Origin of the sequence: Variovorax sp. PvP013 (genome assembly GCF_050435945.1) — a bacterium.
Taxonomy (GTDB): domain Bacteria; phylum Pseudomonadota; class Gammaproteobacteria; order Burkholderiales; family Burkholderiaceae_C; genus Variovorax.
Genome location: NZ_JBNDLF010000004.1, coordinates 219,694 through 242,184, shown reverse-complemented (window position 1 = coordinate 242,184; position 22,491 = coordinate 219,694). Strand labels below are relative to the sequence as shown.

The following is a 22,491-nucleotide window of genomic DNA, read 5'->3' as shown; positions in this document are numbered from 1 at the left end:
GTCCGGACAGGCACACCCCAGGCCATCCCGCGTGACCGACCGCGCCGAGATGGGTAAGGTCGGTAAAACCAAAGGCTTCAGTTCTCGTTTCCGTAGGAAAGACGTTTTCTCCAGCGGCCCTTCGCGCTCCCGGCGCCCGAGCCCCGCTGAAAAAGACGATTTTTCAACTCCGGAGATTCCAGCGATGAACGAACCCGTGATGAGGGGCCTGACCCTCCAGGCCCCCTCCTACGTCAAGCATGCCGGGCTGATCGCCTGGGTGGCCGACATGGCCGCCCTGTGCCGCCCCGACCGCATCCACTGGTGCGACGGCAGCGATGCCGAGTACGACGCCCTGTGCCGCCAGCTGGTCGAGGCCGGCACCTTCAGGAAGCTCGACGCGACGAAGCGTCCGAACTCCTACCTCGCATCGTCCGATCCGAGCGACGTGGCCCGCGTCGAGGACCGCACCTACATCTGCTCGGCCGAGAAGGAGCACGCCGGCCCGACCAACAACTGGATGGCGCCCGACCAGATGCGCGCCACCCTGCAGCCGCTGTTCGACGGCTGCATGGAAGGCCGCACGATGTACGTCGTGCCGTTCTCGATGGGACCGCTGGGCTCGCCCATCGCCCACGTCGGCATCGAGCTCTCCGACAGCCCGTACGTGGCCGTCAACATGAAGATCATGACCCGCATGGGCCGCGCCGTGTACGACGTGCTGGGCACCGAGGGCGAGTTCGTGCCCTGCGTCCACACCGTGGGCGCGCCGCTGCAGCCGGGTCAGAAGGACGTGGCCTGGCCCTGCAACAAGACCAAGTACATCGTCCACTACCCCGAGACGCGCGAGATCTGGAGCTACGGCTCGGGCTACGGCGGCAACGCGCTGCTGGGCAAGAAGTGCTTCGCCCTGCGCATCGCCTCGACCATGGCCCGCGACGAGGGCTGGCTGGCCGAGCACATGCTGATCCTGGGCGTGACCAATCCCGAGGGCCGGAAATACCACGTCGCCGCCGCGTTCCCGAGCGCCTGCGGCAAGACCAACTTCTCGATGCTCGTGCCGCCGGCCGGCTTCGAGGGCTGGAAGGTCACGACCATCGGCGACGACATCGCCTGGATCAAGCCGCAGGCCGACGGTTCGCTGCGCGCCATCAATCCGGAAGCCGGCTACTTCGGCGTCGCGCCCGGTACCAACCACACCACCAACCCGAACTGCATGCGCAGCCTCGACGAGGGCGTGATCTTCACCAACGTCGCGCTGACGGACGACGGCGACGTGTGGTGGGAAGGCATGGAACAGGATGTCGAAGGCAAGGCGCTGCCAGCCCACCTGATCGACTGGCAGGGCAAGGACTGGACGCCCGCCATCGCCAAGGAAACCGGCGCCAAGGCCGCGCACCCCAACGCCCGCTTCACCGTCGCCGCGACCAACAACCCCGCGCTCGACGAGGCCTGGGACGATCCGGCCGGCGTGAAGATCGACGCCTTCATCTTCGGCGGCCGCCGCTCGACCACCGTGCCGCTGGTGACGGAGGCGCGCGACTGGGTCGAGGGCGTCTACATGGCCGCGACCATGGGCTCGGAGACCACCGCCGCGGCCACCGGCCAGGCCGGCGTGGTGCGCCGCGACCCCTTCGCCATGCTGCCGTTCATGGGCTACAACATGAGCGACTACTTCCAGCACTGGCTCGACCTGGGCAAGAAGCTTGAGGCCGCCGGCGCCACGCTGCCGAAGATCTACACCACCAACTGGTTCAGGAAGGGCGCCGACGGCAAGTTCGTCTGGCCCGGCTACGGCGAGAACATGCGCGTGCTCGAGTGGATGATCGACCGCATCGAGGGCAAGGCCTCGGGCGCCGACCACGTCTTCGGCGTCTCGCCGCGCTACGACGACCTGACCTGGACCGGCCTGGACTTCAGCGCCGAGCAGTTCGAATCCGTCACCAGCATGGACCGGCCGGCCTGGGAGGCCGAGCTGAAGCTGCACGACGAGCTGTTCGCGCAGCTGGCGCACCACCTGCCCGCCGAGCTGCCGGCCACCAAGGCGGCGATCGAGGAACGGCTGGCGGCCTGATCGTCTCCGGGGCGACCGTCCGGGCGGTCGCCTCGCTCGAACGAACGCCCCAACGCAAAAAGCCCCGCGATGCGGGGCTTTTTGCGTTGGGGCTCACTGCGCTGCGGCGTCCCCGTGTCGCGGTTCGGCTCAGTAGTACTTGCCGAGGTTCACGCGGCGCATGGCTTCGTACAGCGTGGGCACTTCGGCGGCGGCCGAGCGCTCGGCGACGAGCTGGCGGGCCAGTTCGCGGGCCGGCACCAGGGCGGCGCTCTGCGAGGCTTCGTGGCGCGTCGTGGCGGCCTGCAGTTCCTGCATGACGCGGGTGTCGTAGCGGGCGTAGGCCAGGAACTTGGCGTCGGCGGCGGCCGCGGCGCGGCGCTGCGCGTAGGCGTTCCAGCCGGCGCGGGCACGGGTGACCTGGGCGCCGACGCGGGTGGCGACGAGCGCCAGCACGACGAAGACCACGGCCCACATCACGAGCCAGCCGGCCAGCAGGCCGCCGTCCTCGAGGCTGTCGGCGAGGTGGTCGGCGCCCACCACGAGGGCGGCGACGATCACGGACAGCAGCAGGGCCACGAGGCCGGCGGCGCCGACGGTGTCGAGGCGGGTGTTGCGGATTTCCGAGATGGCGGCCTCGGCGCGGCTGACGCCGGGGTGTTCGGTGGGTTGGTCGACGTGGACAAAGCTGGTCATGGTGCGTCCCTTCGGTGGAGTTAGACGGTGGTTGGCGAGTGCCGATGGGGTGATATTAGGGGTTACCCTAGTGCCTATCCACTTTAGATTCATGATGGATATCATTCACCAGGATGATGGATGTCAACTTTCGCACGCTGGACCTGAACCTGCTGCGCGTCTTCGACGAGGTCATGGCCGAGCGCAACCTGACCCGCGCCGCGCGCAACCTCTCGCTGACCCAGCCGGCCGTGAGCAACGCCCTGCGGCGCCTGCGCGAGGTGCTGGGCGACGACCTGGTGCGCCGTGCGGGCGCGGGCATCGAGCCCACGCCGCGCGCGCTCGCGCTATGGCCGGCGGTGCGCGACGCCCTGCTGCAGCTGCAGCACACGCTGGCGCCGAACGCCTTCGACGCCGCCGTCGCCGACACCACCTTCGTGCTGGCCATGGCCGACGCCACCGCGGCCGAGCTGATCCCGGGCCTGGTGCAGATCGCCCAGGCCGAGGCGCCCGCGATCTCGATGCGCGTGGTGCCGCTGACCACGCGCGATCCGCGCCAGCTGCTGGAGAACGAGGGCGCCGACATGGCGGTGGGCTACTTCCCGGCCGTCATCGCCAGCCTGACGGCGCGCGGCCAGTCGGGCGTGGCGGTGCCCTTCGAGACCCAGCGCCTGTACGTGGGCCAGTACGTGTGCGTGATGCGGCGCGGCCATCCGCTGGCGGAAGGGCCGCTCACGCTCGACGACTTCTGCGCCGCGCGCCACCTGCTGGTGAGCTTTTCCGGCCGGCCCTACGGCTTCATCGACCAGACGCTCGACACGCTGGGGCGCACGCGGCGCATCGTGATCACGGTCAACCAGTTCTTCACGGCCGGCCGGGTGGTGGCCAACTCGAACCTGCTGACGGTGCTGCCGCGCCATTTCGTGAGCGTCACGGGCATCGACGAGCAACTGGTGCTGCGCGACCTGCCCTTCGACCAGCCGTTGGTGCACGTCGACGCCCTGTGGCACCGCCGGGCCCAGCACGGCCACGCGCACCAGTGGCTGCGCGATGCGCTGATCCGGGCGGCGGGCGCGGCGTTCGCGCGCTCGGTGCTGTCGGACGACGTGTCCGGCGTGCCGGAATGAAGCGGCGACGCTCGCGGTGGAAGTGGCGCGCTCAGCGCACCACGCGCAGCCAGGCGCTGGCGGCGACGCGCAGGTCCTGCGCGTGCCGGGCGTCGAGCCCGGCGCGGAAGTCGGCGTTCTCCATCAGCGTGGCGGCCGGGCTGGCGGGCACGTCGGAGGAGGAAGCATCGAAGAAACGGGCCGCTTGGGCCATCAGACGGGAGAACATGATCGGGCGAGCCCTGGGCTGCGCTGTGGTGGAGGAGATCCCTAGATTAAGGGTTATCCCTAATCCACAAGGGCCTCATTCGATGCGCTTCCTGCATAACGTCATTCCGCGAACGGCCGCGATGCCCATTCCGTCACACCCTAGACTGCGTCCATGAAGGTCCAGCTCCTCTCCGATCTCCATCTGGAGTCGCATCCCCACCTGTTCGTCGCGCCCGCGCCGGGCGCCGACCTGCTCGTGCTGGCCGGCGACATCGGCTCCTACCAGCAGGGCTCGCGGCTGGAGACGCCCGACTTCGGCCTGGGACGCTTCTCACCCCGGCACGGCTGGCCGACGCCGGTGCTCTACGTGCCGGGCAACCACGAGTACGACGGCGCCGACGTCGACGAGCGCGACGGTCGCCTGCGCGCGCTGTGCGATGAACTGGACATCGGCTGGCTCGAACGCGAGACGGTGGTGCGCGAGGGCGTGCGCTTCGTCGGCACCACGCTGTGGGCCGACTTCGACGCGCTGGCCGATCCCGGCGACGACCCGGCGCAGCGCCTGAAGAAGCGCGGCAAGGCGATGCGGGCGGCCAACTTCTACCTGGAGAAGGCCGCCGCCACCCGCGCGGGCGTGCCCTTCCTGGCCGAGCAGCTGCGCGAGCGCGCGCTGGCGTGCGAGGCTTGGCTGCGCGAGGCGCTGGCGGCGCCCTTCGACGGCACCACCGTGGTCGTCACCCATTTCGCGCCCACGCTGGCCAGCGCCGACCCACGCTACGGCCTGCGCCCGGGCACGGCGGGCTTCTGCAACTCGTTCGACGAGCTGCTGCCGCACGCGGACTTCTGGTTCCACGGCCACCTGCACTGCGCCTTCGACTACGTGAAGGACGGTTGCCGCGTGATCGCCAACCCGCTGGGCTACGCGTCCAAGGGCGAGCAGGACGCGTTCCGGCCCGACCGCCTGATCGACATCCGCTGAAACGCGCCCGGGAGACTTCGACATGCTCAACGGCCTCTGGCTGGGTTTCTTCCTGATCGCCGCGCTCGCCGCGCTGGGACGCTGGCTGATCGGTGGCGATCCGGCCGTCTTCGCCGCCATCGTCGAGAGCCTGTTCGCGATGGCGCGGCTGGCGGTGGAGATCATGGTGCTGCTGTTCGGCACGCTGACGCTGTGGCTCGGGCTGCTGCGCATCGCCGAGGCCGCCGGGCTGGTGGCGTGGCTCGCGCGCCTGCTCGGCCCGCTGTTCCGGCGCCTGATGCCGGAGGTGCCGGCGGGCCATCCGGCGCTCGGCCTCATCACCATGAACTTCGCGGCCAACGCATTGGGGCTGGACAACGCGGCCACGCCGATCGGCCTGAAGGCGATGCGCGAGCTGCAGACGCTCAACCCGCGCCCCGAGGCCGCGAGCAACGCGCAGATCCTGTTCCTGGTGCTCAACGCGTCCTCGCTGACCCTGCTGCCGGTGACCATCTTCATGTACCGCGCGCAGCAGGGCGCGCCGGACCCGACGCTGGTGTTCCTGCCGATCCTGCTGGCCACCAGCGCCTCGACCCTGGTCGGGCTGCTGTCGGTGGCGCTGGTGCAGCGCCTGCGGCTGTGGGACCCGGTGGTGCTGGCCTACCTGCTGCCGCTGGCGCTGGCGCTGGGCGGCTTCATGGCGCTGCTGGCCACGCTGTCGGCCGCGGCGCTGGCGGCGCTGTCGTCGCTGCTGGGCAACCTGGCGCTGTTCGGGATGATCGTCGCCTTCCTGGTCGCGGGGGCGCTGCGCCGCGTGCGGGTCTACGACGCCTTCATCGAGGGCGCCAAGGAAGGCTTCGACGTCGCCAGGCATCTGCTGCCCTACCTGGTGGCGATGCTGTGCGCGGTGGGCGTGTTGCGGGCCTCGGGCGCGCTCGACGTCGCGCTGGGCGGCATCCGCTGGCTGGTGGCGCAGACCGGCTGGGACGCGCGCTTCGTCGACGCATTGCCGACCGCGCTGGTCAAGCCGTTCTCCGGCAGCGCGGCGCGCGCGATGCTCATCGAGACCATGAAGACCCAGGGCGTCGACAGCTTCCCGGCGCTCGCCGCGGCCGTCATCCAGGGCAGCACCGAAACCACGTTCTACGTGCTGGCGGTGTACTTCGGCGCCGTCGGCATCCAGCGCGCGCGCCACGCGGTGGCCTGCGCGCTGCTGGCCGAGCTGGCGGGCGTGGTGGCGGCGATCGCCGTCTGCTACTGGTTCTTCGGCTAGGACCGGCCTCGCCCCCAGGCTTGCTCGCTGCGCGTAGCAACGCCCTCCCCTTACGGGTGCGACACCGGCGGCCCGGCGAAGCCGGTTCCGCGGTGTCCCTGACCTGGGCCGTGCCGGTTTCGTGAACTGTGGGTGGAAAAGGGGCGGTCATCGGAAATCCGCGCGACGGGGCGGACGCGCCCGATCGGCCAAAATGTGTCTCCGCCTTCTTCCCTCCCCGCTTCTCCGTGAAACCTCCCGCCCGGGCCCGGCCGCCCTCCTTCTCGGCCCCTGAATTCCGCCAGGCGCTGGGCATGTTCGCCACGGGCGTGACCATCGTCACCATGCGCACGGCCGAGGGCGCGCTGGTCGGGCTGACGGCCAGCTCGTTCAACTCGGTCTCCCTGGAACCGCCGCTGGTGCTGTGGAGCCTGGCGCGCAGTTCGAGCTCGATGCCGGCGCTCGGCGCGGGTTCGCACTACGCGATCAACATCCTCGCGGCCGATCAGAAGGACCTGGCCGAGCAGTTCGCGCAGAAGAAGACCGATCGCTGGCTGAACGTCGCGTTCACCGAGGGCGCGAGCGGAGCGCCGGTGATCGCCGGCTGCGTCGCGACCTTCGAGTGCTTCAACCGCAGCCGCTACGACGAGGGCGACCACGTCATCTTCGTCGGCGAGGTCGAGCGCTGCGCGCACCGCGAGGGCGCGGCGCCGCTGCTCTATCACGGCGGGCGCTTCTACACCGAGCGGCTGATCTAGCGGCGGATCGCCGCGCCGTCGCCGGGCGGCCCGACCCGGCCCGCTACCGCCCGTACGTGGCGGCGAAGCGCTGCTGCAGGTAGTCGTGCGTCGTGATCGGCGCGTGGCGCGGCGCTTCGCCCGCGGGCACGCACGAGGGGATCGCGGCGACCAGCGCCTCCGGGTTCGGGTCGAGGAAGAAGGCGATCGAATGCCGCTCGGCCGCCGGCCGGCGCACGCGGTGCGGCGTCGAGACGTAGACGTCGTTGGTCCAGCGCATCAGGCAGTCGCCGATGTTGCAGACGAAGGCGCCGGGCAGCGCGGGCACGTCGATCCAGCCGCCGTCGCGCCGCCGCACCTGCAGCCCGGCGACGCCGTCGGTCGCCAGCAGCGTGACGTTGCCGTAGTCCGTGTGGACGCCGGCGCCGGGGCGGTCCGCCTCGGCCGCCGCCGTGGACGGCGACGGCGCCGGATAGCGCAGCAGGCGCAGGGTGGCGAGCGGGCGGTCGATCCGGTCGGCGAAGAAATCCTCCGGCAACTCCAGGTCGAGCGCGAACGCCCGGTGCAGCCGCGTGCCGACCTCGAGCACCGCGTCGAAGTAGGCTTGCAGCGTGGCGCGGAAGTCCGGCAGCGGCGGCCAGACGTTGGCCGGCCGGGTGCGGCCGTCGTCGCTCCAGATCAGGTTGAAGGCCTCCTTGTGGTCGGCCGCCGCTTTTTCGTCGAGCGCCTCGACACCCAGGCCGACGTAGCCCCGGTTGCTGCCGAGCCGGTCGATCGCCATTTCACGCTTGGCCGCGGCGGGCAATGCGAACAGGCGCGCGCCCTGGGCGAACGCCGCCTCGACCAGCGCGGCCGGCACGCCGTGGCCGGCGATGGCGAAGAAGCCGACGTCGCGGCAGGCGGCGCCGATGCGCGCGGCGACGGCGCGGCGGGCGGCCTCGTCGGGCGCGGCCAGGCCGGCGATGTCGACGAGGGGGATGCCAGCGACGGGCGCGGCGGGCAGGCGGTCGGGAGCGGTCATGCGGGGAAGTCCTTCCATCTCGGTCGGGCGGTGCCGGTCGCGGGCGGCGCCCTCCCCCGCCATCATCCCCTGCCGACGGCCGACTCGTGCCAGTTCTTCAGCAGCAGCCGACCGATGCCGCTGACCACCATGAAGAACAGGAAGCCCAGCAGCGTCGCGGCGATGACCTCGGCGAACAGCAGCGCGGTGTACATGCGGCCCTGGGCGAAGACGATCTGCACGCCCAGGCCGCCCTGCGCGTTGCCCGAGCCGATGATGAACTCGCCCACGATGGCGCCGATCACCGACAGCCCGGCGGAGATGCGCAGCCCCGCGATGATGTGCGGCAGCGCGCCGGGCAGCTGCAGCTTGGCGAAGGACGTGAAGCGGCTGGTGGTGTGCAGCGCGAACAGCTCGGTGAGGTTGCGCGAGGTCGAGCGCAGTCCCAGCAGCGTGTTGTTGACGACCGGGAACAGCGCCATGATGAAGCTGATGACGATCACCGACAGGTCGTTGTAGCCGAACCAGAGCACGATCAGCGGCGCGACGGCCACCACCGGCACGGTCTGCAGCAGCACCGCGTACGGGTAGATGCTGCGTTCGAGCAGGCGCGACTGGCTCATCAGCGCCGCCAGCCCGATGCCCCCGACGATCGCCAGCAGGTAGCCCAGCGTCGCCTCCTTCAGGGTGGTGAGCGTGGCGAGCGCCAGCACGCCGGCGTTCTCGGCCACGGCCGCCGCCACCTCCTGCGGCGCCGGCACCAGGTAGCCCTTGCCCTGGTAGACGGTGGCGGTCAGCAGCCACCACGCCGCGATGGCGAGCACCGCGACGGCGCCGACCGGCCAGGCCGCCTGCGCGAAGGCGGCCGCGCGCGAGGTCGGCCGCACGACGGCGTCGGCGGCGGGGCCGCGGCCGGCGGACTTGCGCGCGCCGGAGATGACGGTGATGGGCGAGGAGGACATGGCGTGGGGTTCCGTGGCGCAGGGCGCGGTCGGTCGGTGGGTCGGTCGGACGTCAGGCGGGGATGGGGCGGCGCAGCGCGGCCGTGACCTCGCCGGTGAGCCGCGCGAACTCGGGCGCGGCGCGCAGCTCCGGCGCGCGCGGGAAGGCGAAGGGCACGTCGACGACGTCGACGATGCGGCCCGGGCGCGGCGACATCACCACCACGCGGTCGGACAGGAACACCGCCTCGTGCACGTTGTGCGTGACCAGCACGGCCGTGAAGCCGGCCTGGCGCCACAGGGCCGAGAGCTCCTCCTGCAGGATGTCGCGCGTGAGCTCGTCGACGGCGGCGAGCGGCTCGTCGAGCAGCAGCAGACCGGGGCGCAGCGCCAGGGCGCGGGCCAGCGACAGCCGCATGCGCATGCCGCCCGAGAGGTGGTGGGGATAGGACTTCTCGAAGCCCGCCAGCCCGACCAGCGCCAGCGCCTCGGCGGCGCGCGCGCGGCGCTCGTCCGGCGGGTGGCCCTCCAGTTCCATCAGCAGCTGGGCGTTGCGCTCGACGTTGCGCCAGGGCAGCAGCGCGGCCTCCTGAAACACGAAGGCGGTCTCGACGTCCGCCGGCCGCTCGCAGGTGCCGGTGCTGGGCGCGACCAGCCCGGCGACGATGCGCAGCAGCGTCGACTTGCCGCAGCCCGACGGCCCGACGATCGACACGAACTCGCCCGCGCGCAGGTCCAGGTCGACCCGGTCGAGCGCCCGCAGGCCGTTGTCGAAGCGCTTGGAGACGCCTTTCAGATGGATGTCGGCACCACGGGACATGTCAGTGCTCCATGGCGCAACGCGCCACCCAAGGCCGATGAAACCGGCACGACGCGATACCGGAAACACCGTGGAACCGGCTCCGCCGGGCCACCGGTGTTGCCCCCTGCAAGGGGGTTGGCGAAGCGACACGGAGTGCGCGAAGACTGGGGGTGGTCTTCATCTCAGCACCCGGGGACCAGCGTGCGGTCGTAGGCCTGCTTCTCGTCGAAGCCGGCCGGCAGGAAGGCGACGCTGCGCAGCTGGCCGGCGAGTTCGCTCCAGCGCGCGTCGCTCATGCAGCCGATGCGGCCCAGGTCGTGGGAGATCAGCTTCTCGATCATCTCCTTGTTGGCCGCGTCGTAGACGGCCGGCGAGATCTGCTTGTTCATCTCCGCGAACATCGGCTTCAGTCCCGAGGGGTCGCGCACGTAGTTGGCCCAGCCCTTCTGCACGGCGGCGACGGTAGCCTTCACCAGTGCCGGGTTCTTCTTGATCATGTCGTCGGTGGTGAAGAGGACGTTGTACGGCCGGTAGCCCAGCGAGGCCAGCGTGATCGACTGCACCGGGATGCCGGCCTCGGCCATGCGCGCGGGCAGGTAGAGCGAGTAGCCCTGCTGCACCATCCTGGGGTCGTTGCGGAACAGGCTCAGGTCGCCGCTGACCGGGATCTCGCGCGTGCCGGCGAGCTTGTACTGCTTCTTGGTCCATTCCCAGTAGGCGTTGCCGACGTTGACCGCGAAGGTGCGGCCCTGCAGGTCGACGATGGATTTCACGGCCGGATCGGCGTGATAGACCAGCGCGTAGGGCACGTGGTCGAGGTGCGCGAACACCGCCCGCACCGGGGCACCGCGCAATCGCGCGAGCAGCACGTCGTCGGCGTTGCCGATGCCGAACTCGGCCTGGCCGGAGGCCACCTGCGGGATGGTCTGGATCTTCGGGCCGCCCTGCAGCACGCTGATCCTCAGGCCGGCGGCGCGGCCCAGGTCGTCCTGCTGCGCCTGCCAGTAGCCGGCCTGGTCGGGCTGCGCGAACCAGTTGGTGAGGATGCGCACCGGCCGGACGTCCTGCGCCGCCGCCGGCAGCGCGGCGAGCGAAACGGCGGCCAGCGCCAGCGCGAGGGCGGTGCGGCGGAAAAGGGCTGCGGTCATGTCGGATTCCGTGGAGCGTGGGGGATGGGAAAGAGGCGATGCGGGATTCATGCCGCGAGCCAGGGGATCTGGCCGGCGGCGTAGCGCCAGGTCTGGAACACGCTGTTGAGCCGGCCCGGGCCGGTCCGGCGCGCGGCGGCGTCGGGGTATTCGGCAAACCAGGGGATCACGTACTCCCAGACCACCTCGCCCGCGCGCGTGACCTCGAACAGCCGGCCCGTGGCCGACTCGGTGATGTGCACGTTGCCGTTGGGCAGCGGCTGCGCGTTGCCCATGAAGGCGGTGAAGAAGGCGTTGACCATCTCGTCGGCGTACGACCAGGTCACCTCGTTCGTCGCCGGATCGATCTCCAGCACGCGCGAGAAGGCGACGTGGGCGCCGGCGCGGAAGTTGCCGTTGTCGAAGGCCAGGATGCGGCCGTTGGGCAGCGCCACTGGCGCGTGCTGGTGCGACACCACGCTCGGCGGGATGTGCAGCGCGACGTCGCCCGTGGCCTTGTCCACGCCGATGATGCCGGCGGTGGTGCGCAGGCTCATGAGCACGCGGCCCTCGCCGTCGACGTCCAGCCCGTTGACCAGCGGCCAGTGGTAGCGGCCGAAACCCGGGTGGATCGGGAAGTCGGCCGGATCGAGGTGCTCCCACGACTTCCATTCCCAGACCAGCTCGCCGGCGCGGTTCACCTCGCGGATCACGTCGCCGACCATCGGCTCGTCCGGGCCGTGCGCGGTGCCGCCGGGCACGCGCTCGGCGAAACCGGGCGGCACCGGGGCGCAGGCGGCGTAGAGCAGGTTGCCGTTGGCGAGCCAGCGCGCGTCGTGGTGGTGCGCCGGGTCCTCGTAGTGCCAGACGACCTCGCCCTCGGGCGTGACCTCGGAGAAATCGCCGCCGTGCCACATCGACCAGGCCGCGTAGAGGTCGGGCGAGTTCGCGTGGCTGCCGTTGTAGCCCAGGTTGCCGTTCTCCAGGATGACCGCGTGGCGACCGGGGCGCACCGGCATCCGCCACTCGTGGACCACGGTGCCTTCGATGTCGATCAGGACGACGCGGCCGCCGGCCGTCTGCGGCGCGATGAGCGTGTAGCCGCCGGCGGACAGCGCCGGATCGTGGGCGATGAGGCCGACGCCACGGCGGCGCTGGGTGATCTGGTCGACGGTGGTGGCCAAGACGGGCTCCTGGGAAGCTGGGATGGGGCGAATCTATGCCGATGTCCGCGTCCGTAAAACCTGATTGTTTCGAACGGCGCGTCAGCAAAAACCGTACAGTGCCCCGATGCGCTCGATTTCCCAGAACTTCCGCTGCTTCGACGAGGTGGCCCGGCGCGGCTCGATCCGCAAGGCCGCCGAGTCGCTGCACCTCACCGCCGCCGCCGTGCACCAGCAGGTGCTCAACCTGGAGGAGCAGGTCGGCACGCCGTTGTTCGACCGCCTGCCGCGCGGCATGCAGCTGACCACCGCCGGCGAGATCATGGTGGCGGCGGTGCGCCGCGCCCAGCGCGACTTCGACCACGCGCTGACCCAGGTCGAGGACCTGCGCTCGCTGCGGCGCGGCCACATCAACCTCGCCGTCTCGCACTCGTCGGCCGAGCAGCTGGTGCCCGAGGTGATCGAGGCGGCCATGAAGCGCTACCCGGGCGTGACCTACGGCGTGCGCTCGGGCAACGGCGAGAGCATCCTGAAGTGGGTCGCCAACGGCGAGGCCGACCTCGGCTTCTGCCTGCGCCGCAAGCCCCCGCCGGGCATCGAGGAGGTGCGCGCCTTCCCGCAGCAGCTCGGCCTGGTGACGGCGCCGGGCCATCCGCTCGCGCCGCCGCCGGGCCGCCTGCCGCGCCTGCGCGACTGCCTGGACCACCCGCTGATCCTGCTCACGCCCGACACCGAGCTGCGCGCGATGGTCGACCAGATCGACCTGCGCGAGCACCGCGCCGCCCGCCCGCTGGTGGAGACCAGCTCGGTGGCGATGGTGCGGCGCCTGGTGGCCGGCGGCACCGGCATCGGCTTCCTGATCCCGGAGAACGTGGCCGAGGACGTGGCGCAGGGCCGCATCGTCTGGACCGCCCTGGCCGATGCCGGCTCGCGCTCCTTCAGCTGCCTCTACCAGCGCAGCGGCCAGACGACGTCGGTGGCGATGGGCATGTTCCTGCAGTTCCTGGAGGCGGCGCTGATGGCCATCGGCCAGCGCTTCGACGCCCTCGGTCCGCCGCTGCGCCAGGACGGCTTCGCGCGGTAGGCTCGGCGGCCATGACCGAACGCAAGACCCACCTCGACGCCGTCGCCATCCGCGTGCTGGTCGCCTGCTGCGCGTTCTGGGGGCTGCAGCAGATCCTCATCAAGTCCACCGTGGCCGAGGTGCCGCCCATGTGGCAGGCCTCGCTGCGCATGGCCGGCGCGGTGCTGCTGCTGATGGCGTGGTGCCGCGCGCGCGGCATCGCGCTGTTCGGCCGCGACGGCACGCTCGCCGGCGGACTGCTGGTGGGATCGCTGTTCGCGGGCGAGTTCGTCTGCATCTACGTCGGGCTGCAGCACACCAGCGCCTCGCGCCTGACGGTGTTCCTCTACACCGCGCCCTTCGTCGTGGCGCTGCTGCTGCCGCGCTTCGTGCCGGGCGAGCGCCTGCGCGGCGTGCAGTGGCTGGGGCTGGCGCTGGCCTTCGCCGGCGTGGTGGTGGCCTTCGGCGAGAGCCTGTTCGGCCACGGCGCGGGCACCGGCCGGTGGCGCGGCGACGCCCTCGGGCTCGCCGGCGGCGTGCTGTGGGGCCTGACGACGCTGGCGATCCGCACCACCCGCCTCGCGACCGCCAGTGCGGAGAAGACGCTCTTCTATCAGATCGCCGTCACGGCGGCGGTGACGCCGGTGCTGTCGCTGCTGACGGGCGAGGCGCGCGGCCTGTCGTACTCGGCCGCCGCCTGGGGCTCCATCGCGCTGCAGACCGGCATCGGCGCCTTCGCCAGCTACCTGGCGTGGATGTGGCTGCTGCGCCATTACCCGGCCACGCGCATCGCCTCCTTCACCTTCCTGACGCCGGTGTTCGCGCTGGTGTTCGGCGTCGCGCTGCTGGGCGAGCCGCTCACCCTGCAACTGCTGCTGGCGCTCGCCGGCGTCGGCCTGGGCGTGGTGATGGTCAACCGCGGCACGGCGCCGCGCCCGGCCGGGGCGCCGGCGACGGCGACGGCGACGGCGACGGCGGTCATGCCCGCCTCGGCCGCGCCGCCCGCCGACCCGGCCGCGCCCGCCCCCACGACCATCCGACCCCGATGAACTTCCAGACCGTCCTCGACGAGATCGACGCCGAGATCCGCCCGCTGCTGGGGGCCGCCGGCACCGTGGCCAGCTACATCCCCGCACTCGCGCGCGTGCCGGCCGAGCGCTTCGGCATCGCCCTGCGCACCCACGACGGCGAGGAGGCTTGCGCCGGCGACGCGCGCGAGCCGTTCTCGATCCAGAGCGTGTCCAAGCTCTTCACGCTGACGCTGGCCATGCGCTGCCTGGGCGACCGGCTGTGGGAACGCATCGGCCGCGAGCCCTCGGGCAACCCGTTCAACTCGCTGGTGCAGCTGGAGTTCGAGGCCGGACGCCCGCGCAACCCGTTCATCAATGCCGGCGCGCTGGCGGTGGCCGACCGGCTGGTCACGCAGGCGCGCGCCGGCGCGTGCGAGGGCGACGGCGACCGTCCCGGCGGCGGACCGCGCGACGCCCGCGACGACATCCTGGCGCTGATGTCGGACCTCGCCGGCGAGGCGGTCGCGTTCGACGCGGAAGTCGCCGCGTCCGAGGCGGCGACGGGCTTCCGCAACGTCGCCCTGGTCAACTTCATGAAGAGCTTCGGCAAGATCGACAACGACGTGGCCGACGTGCTGGACATGTACTTCCACCAGTGCGCGATCCGCATGAGCTGCGCGCAGCTCGCGCGCGCGGCCGGCTTCCTTTGCCGCGACGGCATCCATCCGCTGAGTGGCGAGCGTGCCGACGGTGGTGGCACCGATGCCGAGGCCGTCGTCACCGACTGCCAGGCCCGCCGCATCAACGCGCTGATGCTGACCTGCGGCACCTACGACGCCGCCGGCGACGTCGCCTTTTCCATCGGCCTGCCCTGCAAGAGCGGCGTGGGCGGCGGCATCGTCGCCGTGGTGCCCGACCGGCTCACCCTGTGCGTCTGGTCGCCCGCGCTCGACGCCGCCGGCAACTCGCTGCTGGGGCTGAAGGCGCTGGAGCTGTTCGTGGGGAAGACGGGGTTGTCGGTGTTCTGAGCCGGCGCCGCGCGTTGCCGCGCGACCAGCCCGCTCACCAGCCTTCCGACCCCGGCGCGCCCTTGAACGGGCCGACCAGCTCGGGCGTGATCCAGCCGGCGTAGAAACGGCCGGGCTGGGGCACCACGCGCAGGCCGTCGACGCGGCAGTCGAGCGGCTGCGGGTAGAAGGCGACGTGGCCGGCCAGGGCGGCGTAGTGCGGCAGCGGCGCCGGATACCACCAAGCCACGGCCTCGAAGCGCCGGCCGTCCGGCAGCAGCACCGACGCATAGCGCGCCGTGCCCTTCCACTCGCAGAACGAGTCGCCGGCGGCCGGCACGATCAGGTCCTGGCGCACGTCGGCGCGCGGCAGGTACCAGGTCGGCGGGCTGGCGGTCTCCCGCACGCACAGGGCGCGCCGGGTGCGGGCGATCTCGACGTCGCCGGCGTGGACGACGACCTCGCGCGCGTCGGGCGCGATGCGCGGCGGGCGGGGGAAATCCCAGACCGACACCTGGCCGGGACCGGGCGCGACGGCGAACGGCGGGCGCACGTCGCCCACGTGGCGCCACAGCGAGCGCGCCCAGGCGCGGCGTTCCTGTTCGTCGTCGTCGTCGCGGGAAGCGGATGCGTCGGCGGTCATGGCGGCAATCTCCTGTGAGGACTTCCACCCCATCATGCCGACATCGGCCCCGGCCCGTAGTACGGTCGCCCCATGAACGACGAACTCGAACCCATTCAGGAAGCCACCCGCTGGCGCGACGAAGCCTGGACCGCGCAGGTCATCAAGAACGAGGACGACGACGGCTGGGCCGTGGCCATGACGCGCCACGGCGACCCCGAGCCCGCGCTGGTCGGCCCCTGGACCATGGGCCGCGACAAGAAGAACCCCAAGCCGCTCGACGCGCCCGCCTTCCACACCCTGGTCAAAACCGCCAACGAGGTCCTGCGCCGCCACGAGCAGCAGCTGCACGCGCGGCTGAACAAGCACGTGAACGTGGGCGACGGTTCCGAGCGCATCCGCGTGGCGCTGCGCATCGTGCCGGACGAGGACAACCCGCACGCCGTGCTCAGCGCCCAGGACGCGCACGGCGACACGCTCGCCGAGATCCGCGTGCCGCCGACCTTCAGGCTGACGGCCGACGCCGCCGCCGCGTGGATCGAGAACGGCTACGAGCGGCCGCGCTGAGACCCTGCCGACACTTTCAGATCGCGCCGGCCGCGCGCAATGCCGCGCGTTGCGCGGCGTCGAGCCCGAACTCGGCGAGCACCTCGTCGGTGTGCTGGCCCAGGGCCGGCGGCGCGTGGCGCAGCACCGGCGGGTTGTCCGCCAGCCGCAACGGACTGGCGACGCCGACGATGCGCTCGATGCCGTCGCCCAGCGCCCGGCCGTCGCGCGGCAGCGCCACGGCCAGGCCGCGCGCCTTCACCTGCGGGTCGTCGAAGGCCTGCGCGATGTCGTTGATCGGCCCGCAGGGCACGGCCTTGTCCTCCAGCAGCGCGATCCAGTCGGCCGTGGTGCGCGTGCGCGTGACCTCCCGCATCGCCGGGATCAGCACCGCGCGGTGCGTCACGCGCAGCGTGTTGGTGGCGAAGCGCTCGTCGGCCGACCACTCCGGATGCCCGGCGGCCTCGCAGAAGCGGGCGAACTGGCCGTTGTTGCCGATGGCCAGCAGCATCGCGCCGTCCTGGGTCGGGAAGTCCTGGTAGGGCGCCAGACTCGGGTGGCTGTTGCCCTGGCGCTGCGGCACGCCGCCGGTGTTGAGGAAGGCGCTGGCCTGGTTGGCCAGGATCGCCATGCCGACGTCGAGCAGCGCCATGTCGATGTGCTGGCCTCGACCGGTGCGATGGCGCACCTCCAGCGCGGCGAGGATGGCCGTGCTGGCGTAGACGCCGGTGAACAGGTCGGTGAGCGCCACGCCCACGCGCAACGGCCCGCCGCCGGGCGCGTCGTCCGGACGGCCGGTGATGCTCATCATCCCGCTGGTGGCCTGGATCATCAGGTCGTAGCCGGCGCGGTTGGCGTGCGGCCCGTCGTGGCCGAAGCCGGTGATGCTGCAGTAGACGAGGCGCGGGTTGGCCGCGCGCAGGCTTTCGAAGTCGAGGCCGTACTGCGCGAGACCCCCGGTCTTGAAGTTCTCCACCACGATGTCGCTCCGCGCGGCCATGCGCTGCAGCAGCGCCTGCCCCTCGGGCGTGGCCATGTCGACGGTGACCGAGCGCTTGTTGCGGTTGCAGGCCGTGAAGTAGGTGGCCTGGTCGGTGTCGCGGCCCTCGGCGTCCTTCAGGAACGGCGGGCCCCAGGCGCGCGTGTCGTCGCCCACGCCGGGCCGCTCGATCTTCACGACGTCGGCGCCCAGGTCCGCGAGGATCTGCGTGCACCACGGGCCCGCGAGCACGCGGGAGAGGTCGAGCACCTTGATGCCCGCGAGGGCGCCCGCGGTCTTGTCCGTCGTCATCCGCGCGCGACTCAGTTCGAGAACGCCGCGATGCCGGTGATCGCGCGGCCCAGGATCAGCGCGTGGATGTCGTGCGTGCCCTCGTAGGTGTTGACCACCTCCAGGTTCACCAGGTGGCGCGCGACGCCGAACTCGTCGCTGATGCCGTTGCCGCCCATCATGTCGCGCGCCAGGCGGGCGATGTCGAGCGCCTTGCCGCAATTGTTGCGCTTCATGATCGAGGTGATCTCGACCGAGGCCGTGCCCTCGTCCTTCATGCGGCCCAGGCGCAGGCTGCCCTGCAGGCCCAGCGCGATCTCGGTCTGCATGTCGGCCAGCTTCTTCTGGATCAGCTGGTTGGCCGCCAGCGGGCGGCCGAACTGCTTGCGGTCGAGCGTGTACTGGCGGGCGCGGTGCATGCAGTCCTCGGCCGCGCCGAGCGCGCCCCAGGAGATGCCGTAGCGGGCGCTGTTGAGGCAGGTGAACGGGCCCTTGAGGCCCTGCACCTCGGGGAACGCGTTCTCCTCGGGGCAGAAGACGCCGTCCATCACGATCTCGCCGGTGATGCTGGCGCGCAGGCCGACCTTGCCGTGGATCGCCGGGGCGCTGAGGCCGGCCATGCCCTTCTCCAGCACGAAGCCGCGGATCGGGCCGACGGCGCCGGCCTCGCTGACCTCCTTGGCCCACACCACGAAGACGTCGGCCAGCGGCGAGTTGCTGATCCACATCTTGCTGCCCGACAGCGAATAGCCGCCCGGCACCTTCTTGGCGCGGGTGGCCATGCTGCCCGGGTCGGAGCCGTGGTCGGGCTCGGTCAGGCCGAAGCAGCCGATCCATTCGCCCGTCGCCAGCTTCGGCAGGAACTTCTGCTTCTGCGCCTCGGTGCCGAACTCGTTGATCGGCACCATGACGAGCGAGCTCTGCACGCTGGCCATCGAGCGGTAGCCCGAATCGACGCGCTCGACCTCGCGGGCGATCAGGCCGTAGGCGACGTAGTTCAGGCCCGGGCCGCCGTACTGCTCGGGGATGGTCGGGCCGAGCAGGCCCAGCTCGCCCATCTCGCGGAAGATCGCCGGGTCGGTCTCGCCGCTGCGGAAGCCCTCGACGACGCGCGGGGCGAGGCGCTCCTGGCAGTAGGCGTTGGCGGCGTCGCGGATCATGCGTTCGTCGTCGGTGAGCTGGGCGTCGAGCAGCAGCGGGTCGTCCCAATGGAAGAAAGCTTTGGTGGCCATGGCGCGTGTCTCCGGGTCGTTGGATGGGTCTGGAAGGATCACCCATGCTAAGCCTCGCGACCGGGCCGCGCAAACGATGATTCGACACCCAGTCATGCGCAAAACGCACGTCAAGGCGCGATGATGCCTACCTGCACCGGGCGATTCCAAGCGAAGGCGCATCGATTTCCACCATGCAACCCACGCATACCATGCGAAGAAAAATCCCGTCGACCCAGGCGCTGGTCTGCTTCGAGGCCGCCGCGCGCCACGAGAGCTACACGCGCGCCGCGCAGGAGCTGTCGCTCACGCAGAGCGCCGTGTCGCGCCAGATCACGGCGCTGGAGGCCTTCCTGGGCATGGCGCTGTTCCGGCGCACCCGGCACGGCGTCGCGCTGACGCCGGCCGGCGCCGACTACGCGCGGCAGATCGCGCGCCAGCTCGACACCATGGAGCGCGACACGCTCGACGCGATGGCGCGCCGGGGCCAGGGCGGCGCGCTGCAGCTGGCGGCGGTGCCGACCTTCGCGACCCGCTGGCTGATCCCGCGGCTGCCGGACTTCGCGGCGCGGCACCCGGACATCACGGTGCACATCGAGACGCGCACCCGCCCCTTCCTGTTCACCGACACGCCCTTCGACGCCGCGCTCTGGGCGGGCACGGCCGCGCAGGCGGCGAACTGGGCCGGCACGCGCTCGACCGTGCTGCTGCCGGAGGACGTCGTGCCGGTCTGCAGCCCGGCGCTGATCGCGCCGCGCACGTGGATCGACCCGGCGGCGATCGCGCGACTGCCGCTGCTGCAGCAGAGCACGCGCCCCGACGGCTGGCGCCAGTGGTTCGAGGCCCAGGGCGTGGAAGCGCCGCACGCGCACGGCGGTCCGCGCTACGAGCTGTTCTCCATGACCGCGACGGCCGCCGGCCACGGGCTGGGCTGCGCGTTGATCCCGCGCATGCTGATCGAGGCCGAGCTCGCGCGCGGCGAACTCGTGATCGCCTGCGACCGGCCGCTGCGCGGCGAGCGCGGCTACTTGCTGGTGGAACCCGCGCTGCCGGACGAGCGGCCGGCGCTGGCGCTGTTCCGCGACTGGATCGCGGCGCAGGCGCGAGGCGAACCCTGAGGTTCCCGGGCCGTTGCCGGCGGCGTGCGCGGTCCGGCGTTCGCGCGACCGGCGGGTCGAGACGGTCGCCGGCGACAGCGCCTGGGCATGCCCACCGATACGGCGGGGCGCGCCCGGGCGGCATCCTCCGGTCCTTCGTCGCTTCGCCGACGCCATCGACTTCCTCGTGCCCCCATGCTCCAGACCCTGATCCCCTTCCTCGTCCACTGGGCCGTCATCGCCTTCTCGCTCTGGGTGGCCAGCCACCTGTTCCGCGGCCTGCGCTTCGACACCACCGGCGCGCTGGCGGTATCGGCCCTGCTGCTGGGCTTCGCCAACGCGGTGGTCAAGCCGCTGCTGATCGTGCTGACGCTGCCGCTGACCTTCCTGACCTTCGGATTGTTCCTGCTGGTCATCAACGCGCTGATGATCCTGTTGGTCTCGGCGCTGGTGCGGGGCTTCCGGGTCTCGGGCTTCTGGACCGCCTTCTTCGCCAGCATCTTCGTCTCGCTGCTGAGCCTGGTGATCGCCTCGCTGCTCGGCGGCGGCGGCGATCCGGCGATGGAGATCCGGATGCCGCAGGGCGGCCTCTGGCTATGACCCCGTCGCCGCGCCCGCGCGCCGGGCCGCGAGCGCCACGTACCAGTCCAGGCAGCCCGGATTGGCCATCGCCTCCTTGTTGACCACCTTCTCCAGCGGCTGGCCCAGCAGCAGCTTCTTGATCGGCAGCTCCTGCTTCTTGCCCGACAGCGTGCGCGGGATCTCCGCCACCTGGTGCACCTCGTCGGGCACGAAGCGCGGCGACAGCGAGGTGCGGATGGCCTGGGCGATGCGCTCGCGCAAGGCGTCGTCGAGCACGACGCCGTCGCGCAGCACCACGAACAGCGGCATGCAGCTCTCGCGCCCCAGGTATTCGAGGTCGACCACCATCGAGTCGACCACCTCCGGCAGGCGCTCGACGGCGCTGTAGATCTCGCTGGTGCCCATGCGCAGGCCCTGGCGGTTGATGGTGGCGTCGCTGCGGCCGTAGATGACGCAGCCGCCGTCCGCGCCGATGCGCAGCCAGTCGCCGTGGCGCCAGACGCCCGGGTAGGTGTCGAAGTAGCTCGACAGGTAGCGCGCCCGGTCCGGGTCGTTCCAGAGGTACAGCGGCATCGACGGGATGGGCTGCACGCAGACCAGCTCGCCGACCTCGCCGACGACCGGCTGGCCCTGCTCGTTCCAGGCCTCGACCGCCGCGCCGAGCTGGCGGCACTGCATCTGGCCGGGCACCTCGGGCAGCTCGCGGTGGCCGCCGACGAAGGCGCCGCAGAAGTCGGTGCCGCCGGAGATGTTGCACCACCACACGCCGGACGCGCCGGCGGCGGCGAGCTGCGCGCTGCCCCAGCGCTGCACCTCCTCGGGCAGGGGCGAGCCGGTGCTGCCGAGCGCGCGCACGTGCGAGAGGTCGCCGCAGGCCGCGACGTCGAGTCCGGCCTTCATGCAGTTGGCGAAGTAGGCCGCGCCGGCGCCGAAGAAGGTGACGCGGTGGCGCGCCACGAAGCGCCACAGCACGCCCCAATCGGGCCGCTCGCGGCTGCCGGCCGGATGGCCGTCGTACAGCACGACGGTCGCGCCCATCGCCAGGCCCGCGAGCTGCGAGTTCCACATCACCCAGCCGGTGGAGCTGTACCAGTGGTAGCGCTCGCCGGCGTTGTTGGCGCCGTAGGCCGCGCCGATGTCGTTGTGCAGCCCGCACGCGTGCATCGTGAGGATGATGCCGCCCTGCCCGTGGACGATGGCCTTGGGCAGGCCGGTGGTGCCGCTCGAATAGAGGATCCAGATCGGGTGGTCGAAGGGCAGCCACTCGGGCTCGAAGGCGGCGACCTCGGCGTCGTCGCGCGCGGCGGCTTCGGCCCAGTCGGCCTCGGCATCCAGCGCGCCGGTGGCGAAGCCGCTGCGCACGAGCAGCAGATGGCGCACGCTGGGCAGCTGGTCGCGCAGCTCGCGCACCACCGCCGAGCGGTCGAGCGGCCGGCCGCCGTAGTGCACGCCATCGGTGGCGATGAGCACGACCGGCTCGATCTGGCGGAAACGGTCGACCACGGCGGCGGTGCCCATGTCGGGCGCGCACACGCTCCAGACCGCGCCGATGCTCGAACACGCCAGGAAGGCGACGATGGTCTCGGGCACGTTGGGCAGGTAGGCCGCGACACGGTCGCCGCGCCGCACGCCGAGCGACCTCAGCGCCAGCGCGACCGAGGCGACCTGGCGCCGCAGTTCGGGCCACGACAGCTCGCGCACGACGCCGCGCTCGTCCTCGGCGACGATCGCCGGCACGCCGGCCGCGTGCGCGGCGTCGACGTGGCGCAGCACCTCGCGCGCGTAGTTCACTCGCGTGCCGGGGAACCACACCGCGCCCGGCATGCGGCGCTCGGCCAGCACCGTCTCCGGCCGGTCGGGCGACCGCACGTCGGCGTAATCCCAGACGCTGCGCCAGAAGCCGTCGAGGTCGGTGACCGACCAGCGCCAGAGCGCGTCGTAGTCGTCGAAGGTGATGCCGCGCGTGGCGCGCAGCCAGTCCTGGTAGCGGCGGATCAGGGGGACGTGGGCGGCGGCGGGGGCGGAGGAAGAAGGGACGGGCGCGGAGGTGGGAGCGGGATGGGCGGTCATGGATGCCAGG

22 protein-coding genes are annotated in these 22,491 nt (G+C 71.6%); 11 read left to right on the top strand and 11 right to left on the bottom strand.

The features are described 5' to 3' along the window. Nucleotides 1-184 precede the first annotated feature (184 nt). On the top strand, nucleotides 185-2,053 hold the full coding sequence (locus tag ABID77_RS14000) for a phosphoenolpyruvate carboxykinase (GTP) (protein ID WP_429596791.1): 1,869 nt from the start codon (nucleotides 185-187) through the stop codon (nucleotides 2,051-2,053). Between the two features lie 129 nt (nucleotides 2,054-2,182). On the opposite strand, the gene ABID77_RS13995 is transcribed toward ABID77_RS14000, so the two are convergent. Beyond that, nucleotides 2,183-2,728 (bottom strand): hypothetical protein, encoded by a 546-nt coding sequence (locus ABID77_RS13995; RefSeq protein ID WP_429596788.1) that lies wholly within the window; start codon nucleotides 2,726-2,728, stop codon nucleotides 2,183-2,185. A gap of 116 nt (nucleotides 2,729-2,844) precedes the next feature. Between ABID77_RS13995 and ABID77_RS13990 the strand changes: the two genes are divergently transcribed. Next, on the top strand, nucleotides 2,845-3,834 hold the full coding sequence (locus ABID77_RS13990; protein WP_429596785.1) for a LysR family transcriptional regulator: 990 nt from the start codon (nucleotides 2,845-2,847) through the stop codon (nucleotides 3,832-3,834). A 31-nt stretch (nucleotides 3,835-3,865) separates the two neighbouring features. Here the strand turns inward: ABID77_RS13990 and ABID77_RS13985 are convergent, their stop codons facing one another. Next, nucleotides 3,866-4,042 (bottom strand): hypothetical protein, encoded by a 177-nt coding sequence (locus tag ABID77_RS13985; protein WP_429596782.1) that lies wholly within the window; start codon nucleotides 4,040-4,042, stop codon nucleotides 3,866-3,868. 153 nt (nucleotides 4,043-4,195) lie between these two features. Between ABID77_RS13985 and ABID77_RS13980 the strand changes: the two genes are divergently transcribed. From ABID77_RS13980 to ABID77_RS13970, 3 genes are all read left to right on the top strand, one after another. After that, nucleotides 4,196-5,002, top strand: a complete 807-nt coding sequence (locus ABID77_RS13980; RefSeq protein WP_429596779.1) for a metallophosphoesterase — start codon at nucleotides 4,196-4,198, stop codon at nucleotides 5,000-5,002. Between the two features lie 22 nt (nucleotides 5,003-5,024). Next, nucleotides 5,025-6,254 carry a nucleoside recognition domain-containing protein gene (locus ABID77_RS13975; RefSeq protein WP_429596776.1) on the top strand — a complete coding sequence of 410 codons (1,230 nt, stop codon included), beginning with the start codon at nucleotides 5,025-5,027 and terminating at the stop codon, nucleotides 6,252-6,254. A 227-nt stretch (nucleotides 6,255-6,481) separates the two neighbouring features. Continuing rightward, nucleotides 6,482-6,991 (top strand): flavin reductase family protein, encoded by a 510-nt coding sequence (locus ABID77_RS13970; protein WP_429596773.1) that lies wholly within the window; start codon nucleotides 6,482-6,484, stop codon nucleotides 6,989-6,991. Between the two features lie 43 nt (nucleotides 6,992-7,034). Here ABID77_RS13970 and ABID77_RS13965 read toward each other — a convergent pair whose 3' ends face one another. From ABID77_RS13965 to ABID77_RS13945, 5 genes are all read right to left on the bottom strand, one after another. Then, the gene (locus ABID77_RS13965) at nucleotides 7,035-7,991 is read right to left on the bottom strand and encodes an isopenicillin N synthase family dioxygenase (protein ID WP_429596770.1); all 957 of its coding nucleotides are present in this window, start codon (nucleotides 7,989-7,991) and stop codon (nucleotides 7,035-7,037) included. A 62-nt stretch (nucleotides 7,992-8,053) separates the two neighbouring features. After that, a complete protein-coding gene (locus ABID77_RS13960; RefSeq protein ID WP_429596768.1) occupies nucleotides 8,054-8,932 on the bottom strand; it encodes an ABC transporter permease in 879 nt (292 codons plus the stop codon). 52 nt (nucleotides 8,933-8,984) lie between these two features. Then, nucleotides 8,985-9,731, bottom strand: a complete 747-nt coding sequence (locus tag ABID77_RS13955; protein WP_429596765.1) for an ABC transporter ATP-binding protein — start codon at nucleotides 9,729-9,731, stop codon at nucleotides 8,985-8,987. Nucleotides 9,732-9,895: 164 nt separating this feature from the next. After that, nucleotides 9,896-10,861 (bottom strand): ABC transporter substrate-binding protein, encoded by a 966-nt coding sequence (locus ABID77_RS13950; protein ID WP_429596762.1) that lies wholly within the window; start codon nucleotides 10,859-10,861, stop codon nucleotides 9,896-9,898. 47 nt (nucleotides 10,862-10,908) lie between these two features. Beyond that, nucleotides 10,909-12,024: an aryl-sulfate sulfotransferase gene (locus ABID77_RS13945; RefSeq protein ID WP_429596759.1), complete on the bottom strand. Its 1,116-nt coding sequence runs from the start codon at nucleotides 12,022-12,024 to the stop codon at nucleotides 10,909-10,911. Nucleotides 12,025-12,130: 106 nt separating this feature from the next. On the opposite strand from ABID77_RS13945, the gene ABID77_RS13940 reads away from it, so the two are divergent. From ABID77_RS13940 to ABID77_RS13930, 3 genes are read left to right on the top strand one after another with little or no spacing between them, the layout of a single operon-like run. Next, complete coding sequence (locus tag ABID77_RS13940) at nucleotides 12,131-13,087, top strand: LysR family transcriptional regulator (protein ID WP_429596756.1); 957 nt, start codon at nucleotides 12,131-12,133, stop codon at nucleotides 13,085-13,087. 11 nt (nucleotides 13,088-13,098) lie between these two features. Next, entirely contained in the window at nucleotides 13,099-14,115 is a 1,017-nt protein-coding gene (locus ABID77_RS13935) for a DMT family transporter (protein WP_429596753.1), read from the top strand. Continuing rightward, nucleotides 14,112-15,104 (top strand): glutaminase, encoded by a 993-nt coding sequence (locus ABID77_RS13930; protein WP_429596750.1) that lies wholly within the window; start codon nucleotides 14,112-14,114, stop codon nucleotides 15,102-15,104. The genes ABID77_RS13935 and ABID77_RS13930 overlap by 4 nt, the downstream gene beginning before the upstream one ends. A gap of 34 nt (nucleotides 15,105-15,138) precedes the next feature. On the opposite strand, the gene ABID77_RS13925 is transcribed toward ABID77_RS13930, so the two are convergent. Then, nucleotides 15,139-15,726 carry a DUF427 domain-containing protein gene (locus ABID77_RS13925; RefSeq protein ID WP_429596746.1) on the bottom strand — a complete coding sequence of 196 codons (588 nt, stop codon included), beginning with the start codon at nucleotides 15,724-15,726 and terminating at the stop codon, nucleotides 15,139-15,141. 72 nt (nucleotides 15,727-15,798) lie between these two features. On the opposite strand from ABID77_RS13925, the gene ABID77_RS13920 reads away from it, so the two are divergent. Beyond that, nucleotides 15,799-16,272: a hypothetical protein gene (locus tag ABID77_RS13920; RefSeq protein WP_429596743.1), complete on the top strand. Its 474-nt coding sequence runs from the start codon at nucleotides 15,799-15,801 to the stop codon at nucleotides 16,270-16,272. A 16-nt stretch (nucleotides 16,273-16,288) separates the two neighbouring features. On the opposite strand, the gene ABID77_RS13915 is transcribed toward ABID77_RS13920, so the two are convergent. Both ABID77_RS13915 and ABID77_RS13910 read right to left on the bottom strand, forming a co-directional pair. Then, the gene (locus ABID77_RS13915) at nucleotides 16,289-17,542 is read right to left on the bottom strand and encodes a CaiB/BaiF CoA transferase family protein (protein WP_429596740.1); all 1,254 of its coding nucleotides are present in this window, start codon (nucleotides 17,540-17,542) and stop codon (nucleotides 16,289-16,291) included. An 11-nt stretch (nucleotides 17,543-17,553) separates the two neighbouring features. Continuing rightward, nucleotides 17,554-18,753, bottom strand: a complete 1,200-nt coding sequence (locus ABID77_RS13910; protein WP_429596737.1) for an acyl-CoA dehydrogenase — start codon at nucleotides 18,751-18,753, stop codon at nucleotides 17,554-17,556. Nucleotides 18,754-18,944: 191 nt separating this feature from the next. Here ABID77_RS13910 and ABID77_RS13905 point away from each other — a divergent pair, with 191 nt between their 5' ends. Together ABID77_RS13905 and ABID77_RS13900 are read left to right on the top strand one after the other, a co-directional pair. Continuing rightward, nucleotides 18,945-19,850 carry a LysR family transcriptional regulator gene (locus ABID77_RS13905; protein WP_429597323.1) on the top strand — a complete coding sequence of 302 codons (906 nt, stop codon included), beginning with the start codon at nucleotides 18,945-18,947 and terminating at the stop codon, nucleotides 19,848-19,850. A gap of 174 nt (nucleotides 19,851-20,024) precedes the next feature. Further along, nucleotides 20,025-20,429, top strand: a complete 405-nt coding sequence (locus ABID77_RS13900) for a phage holin family protein (protein WP_429596734.1) — start codon at nucleotides 20,025-20,027, stop codon at nucleotides 20,427-20,429. Here ABID77_RS13900 and ABID77_RS13895 read toward each other — a convergent pair. Further along, nucleotides 20,424-22,481, bottom strand: a complete 2,058-nt coding sequence (locus ABID77_RS13895; protein ID WP_429596732.1) for an acetoacetate--CoA ligase — start codon at nucleotides 22,479-22,481, stop codon at nucleotides 20,424-20,426. The genes ABID77_RS13900 and ABID77_RS13895 overlap by 6 nt on opposite strands. Nucleotides 22,482-22,491: the final 10 nt, after the last annotated feature.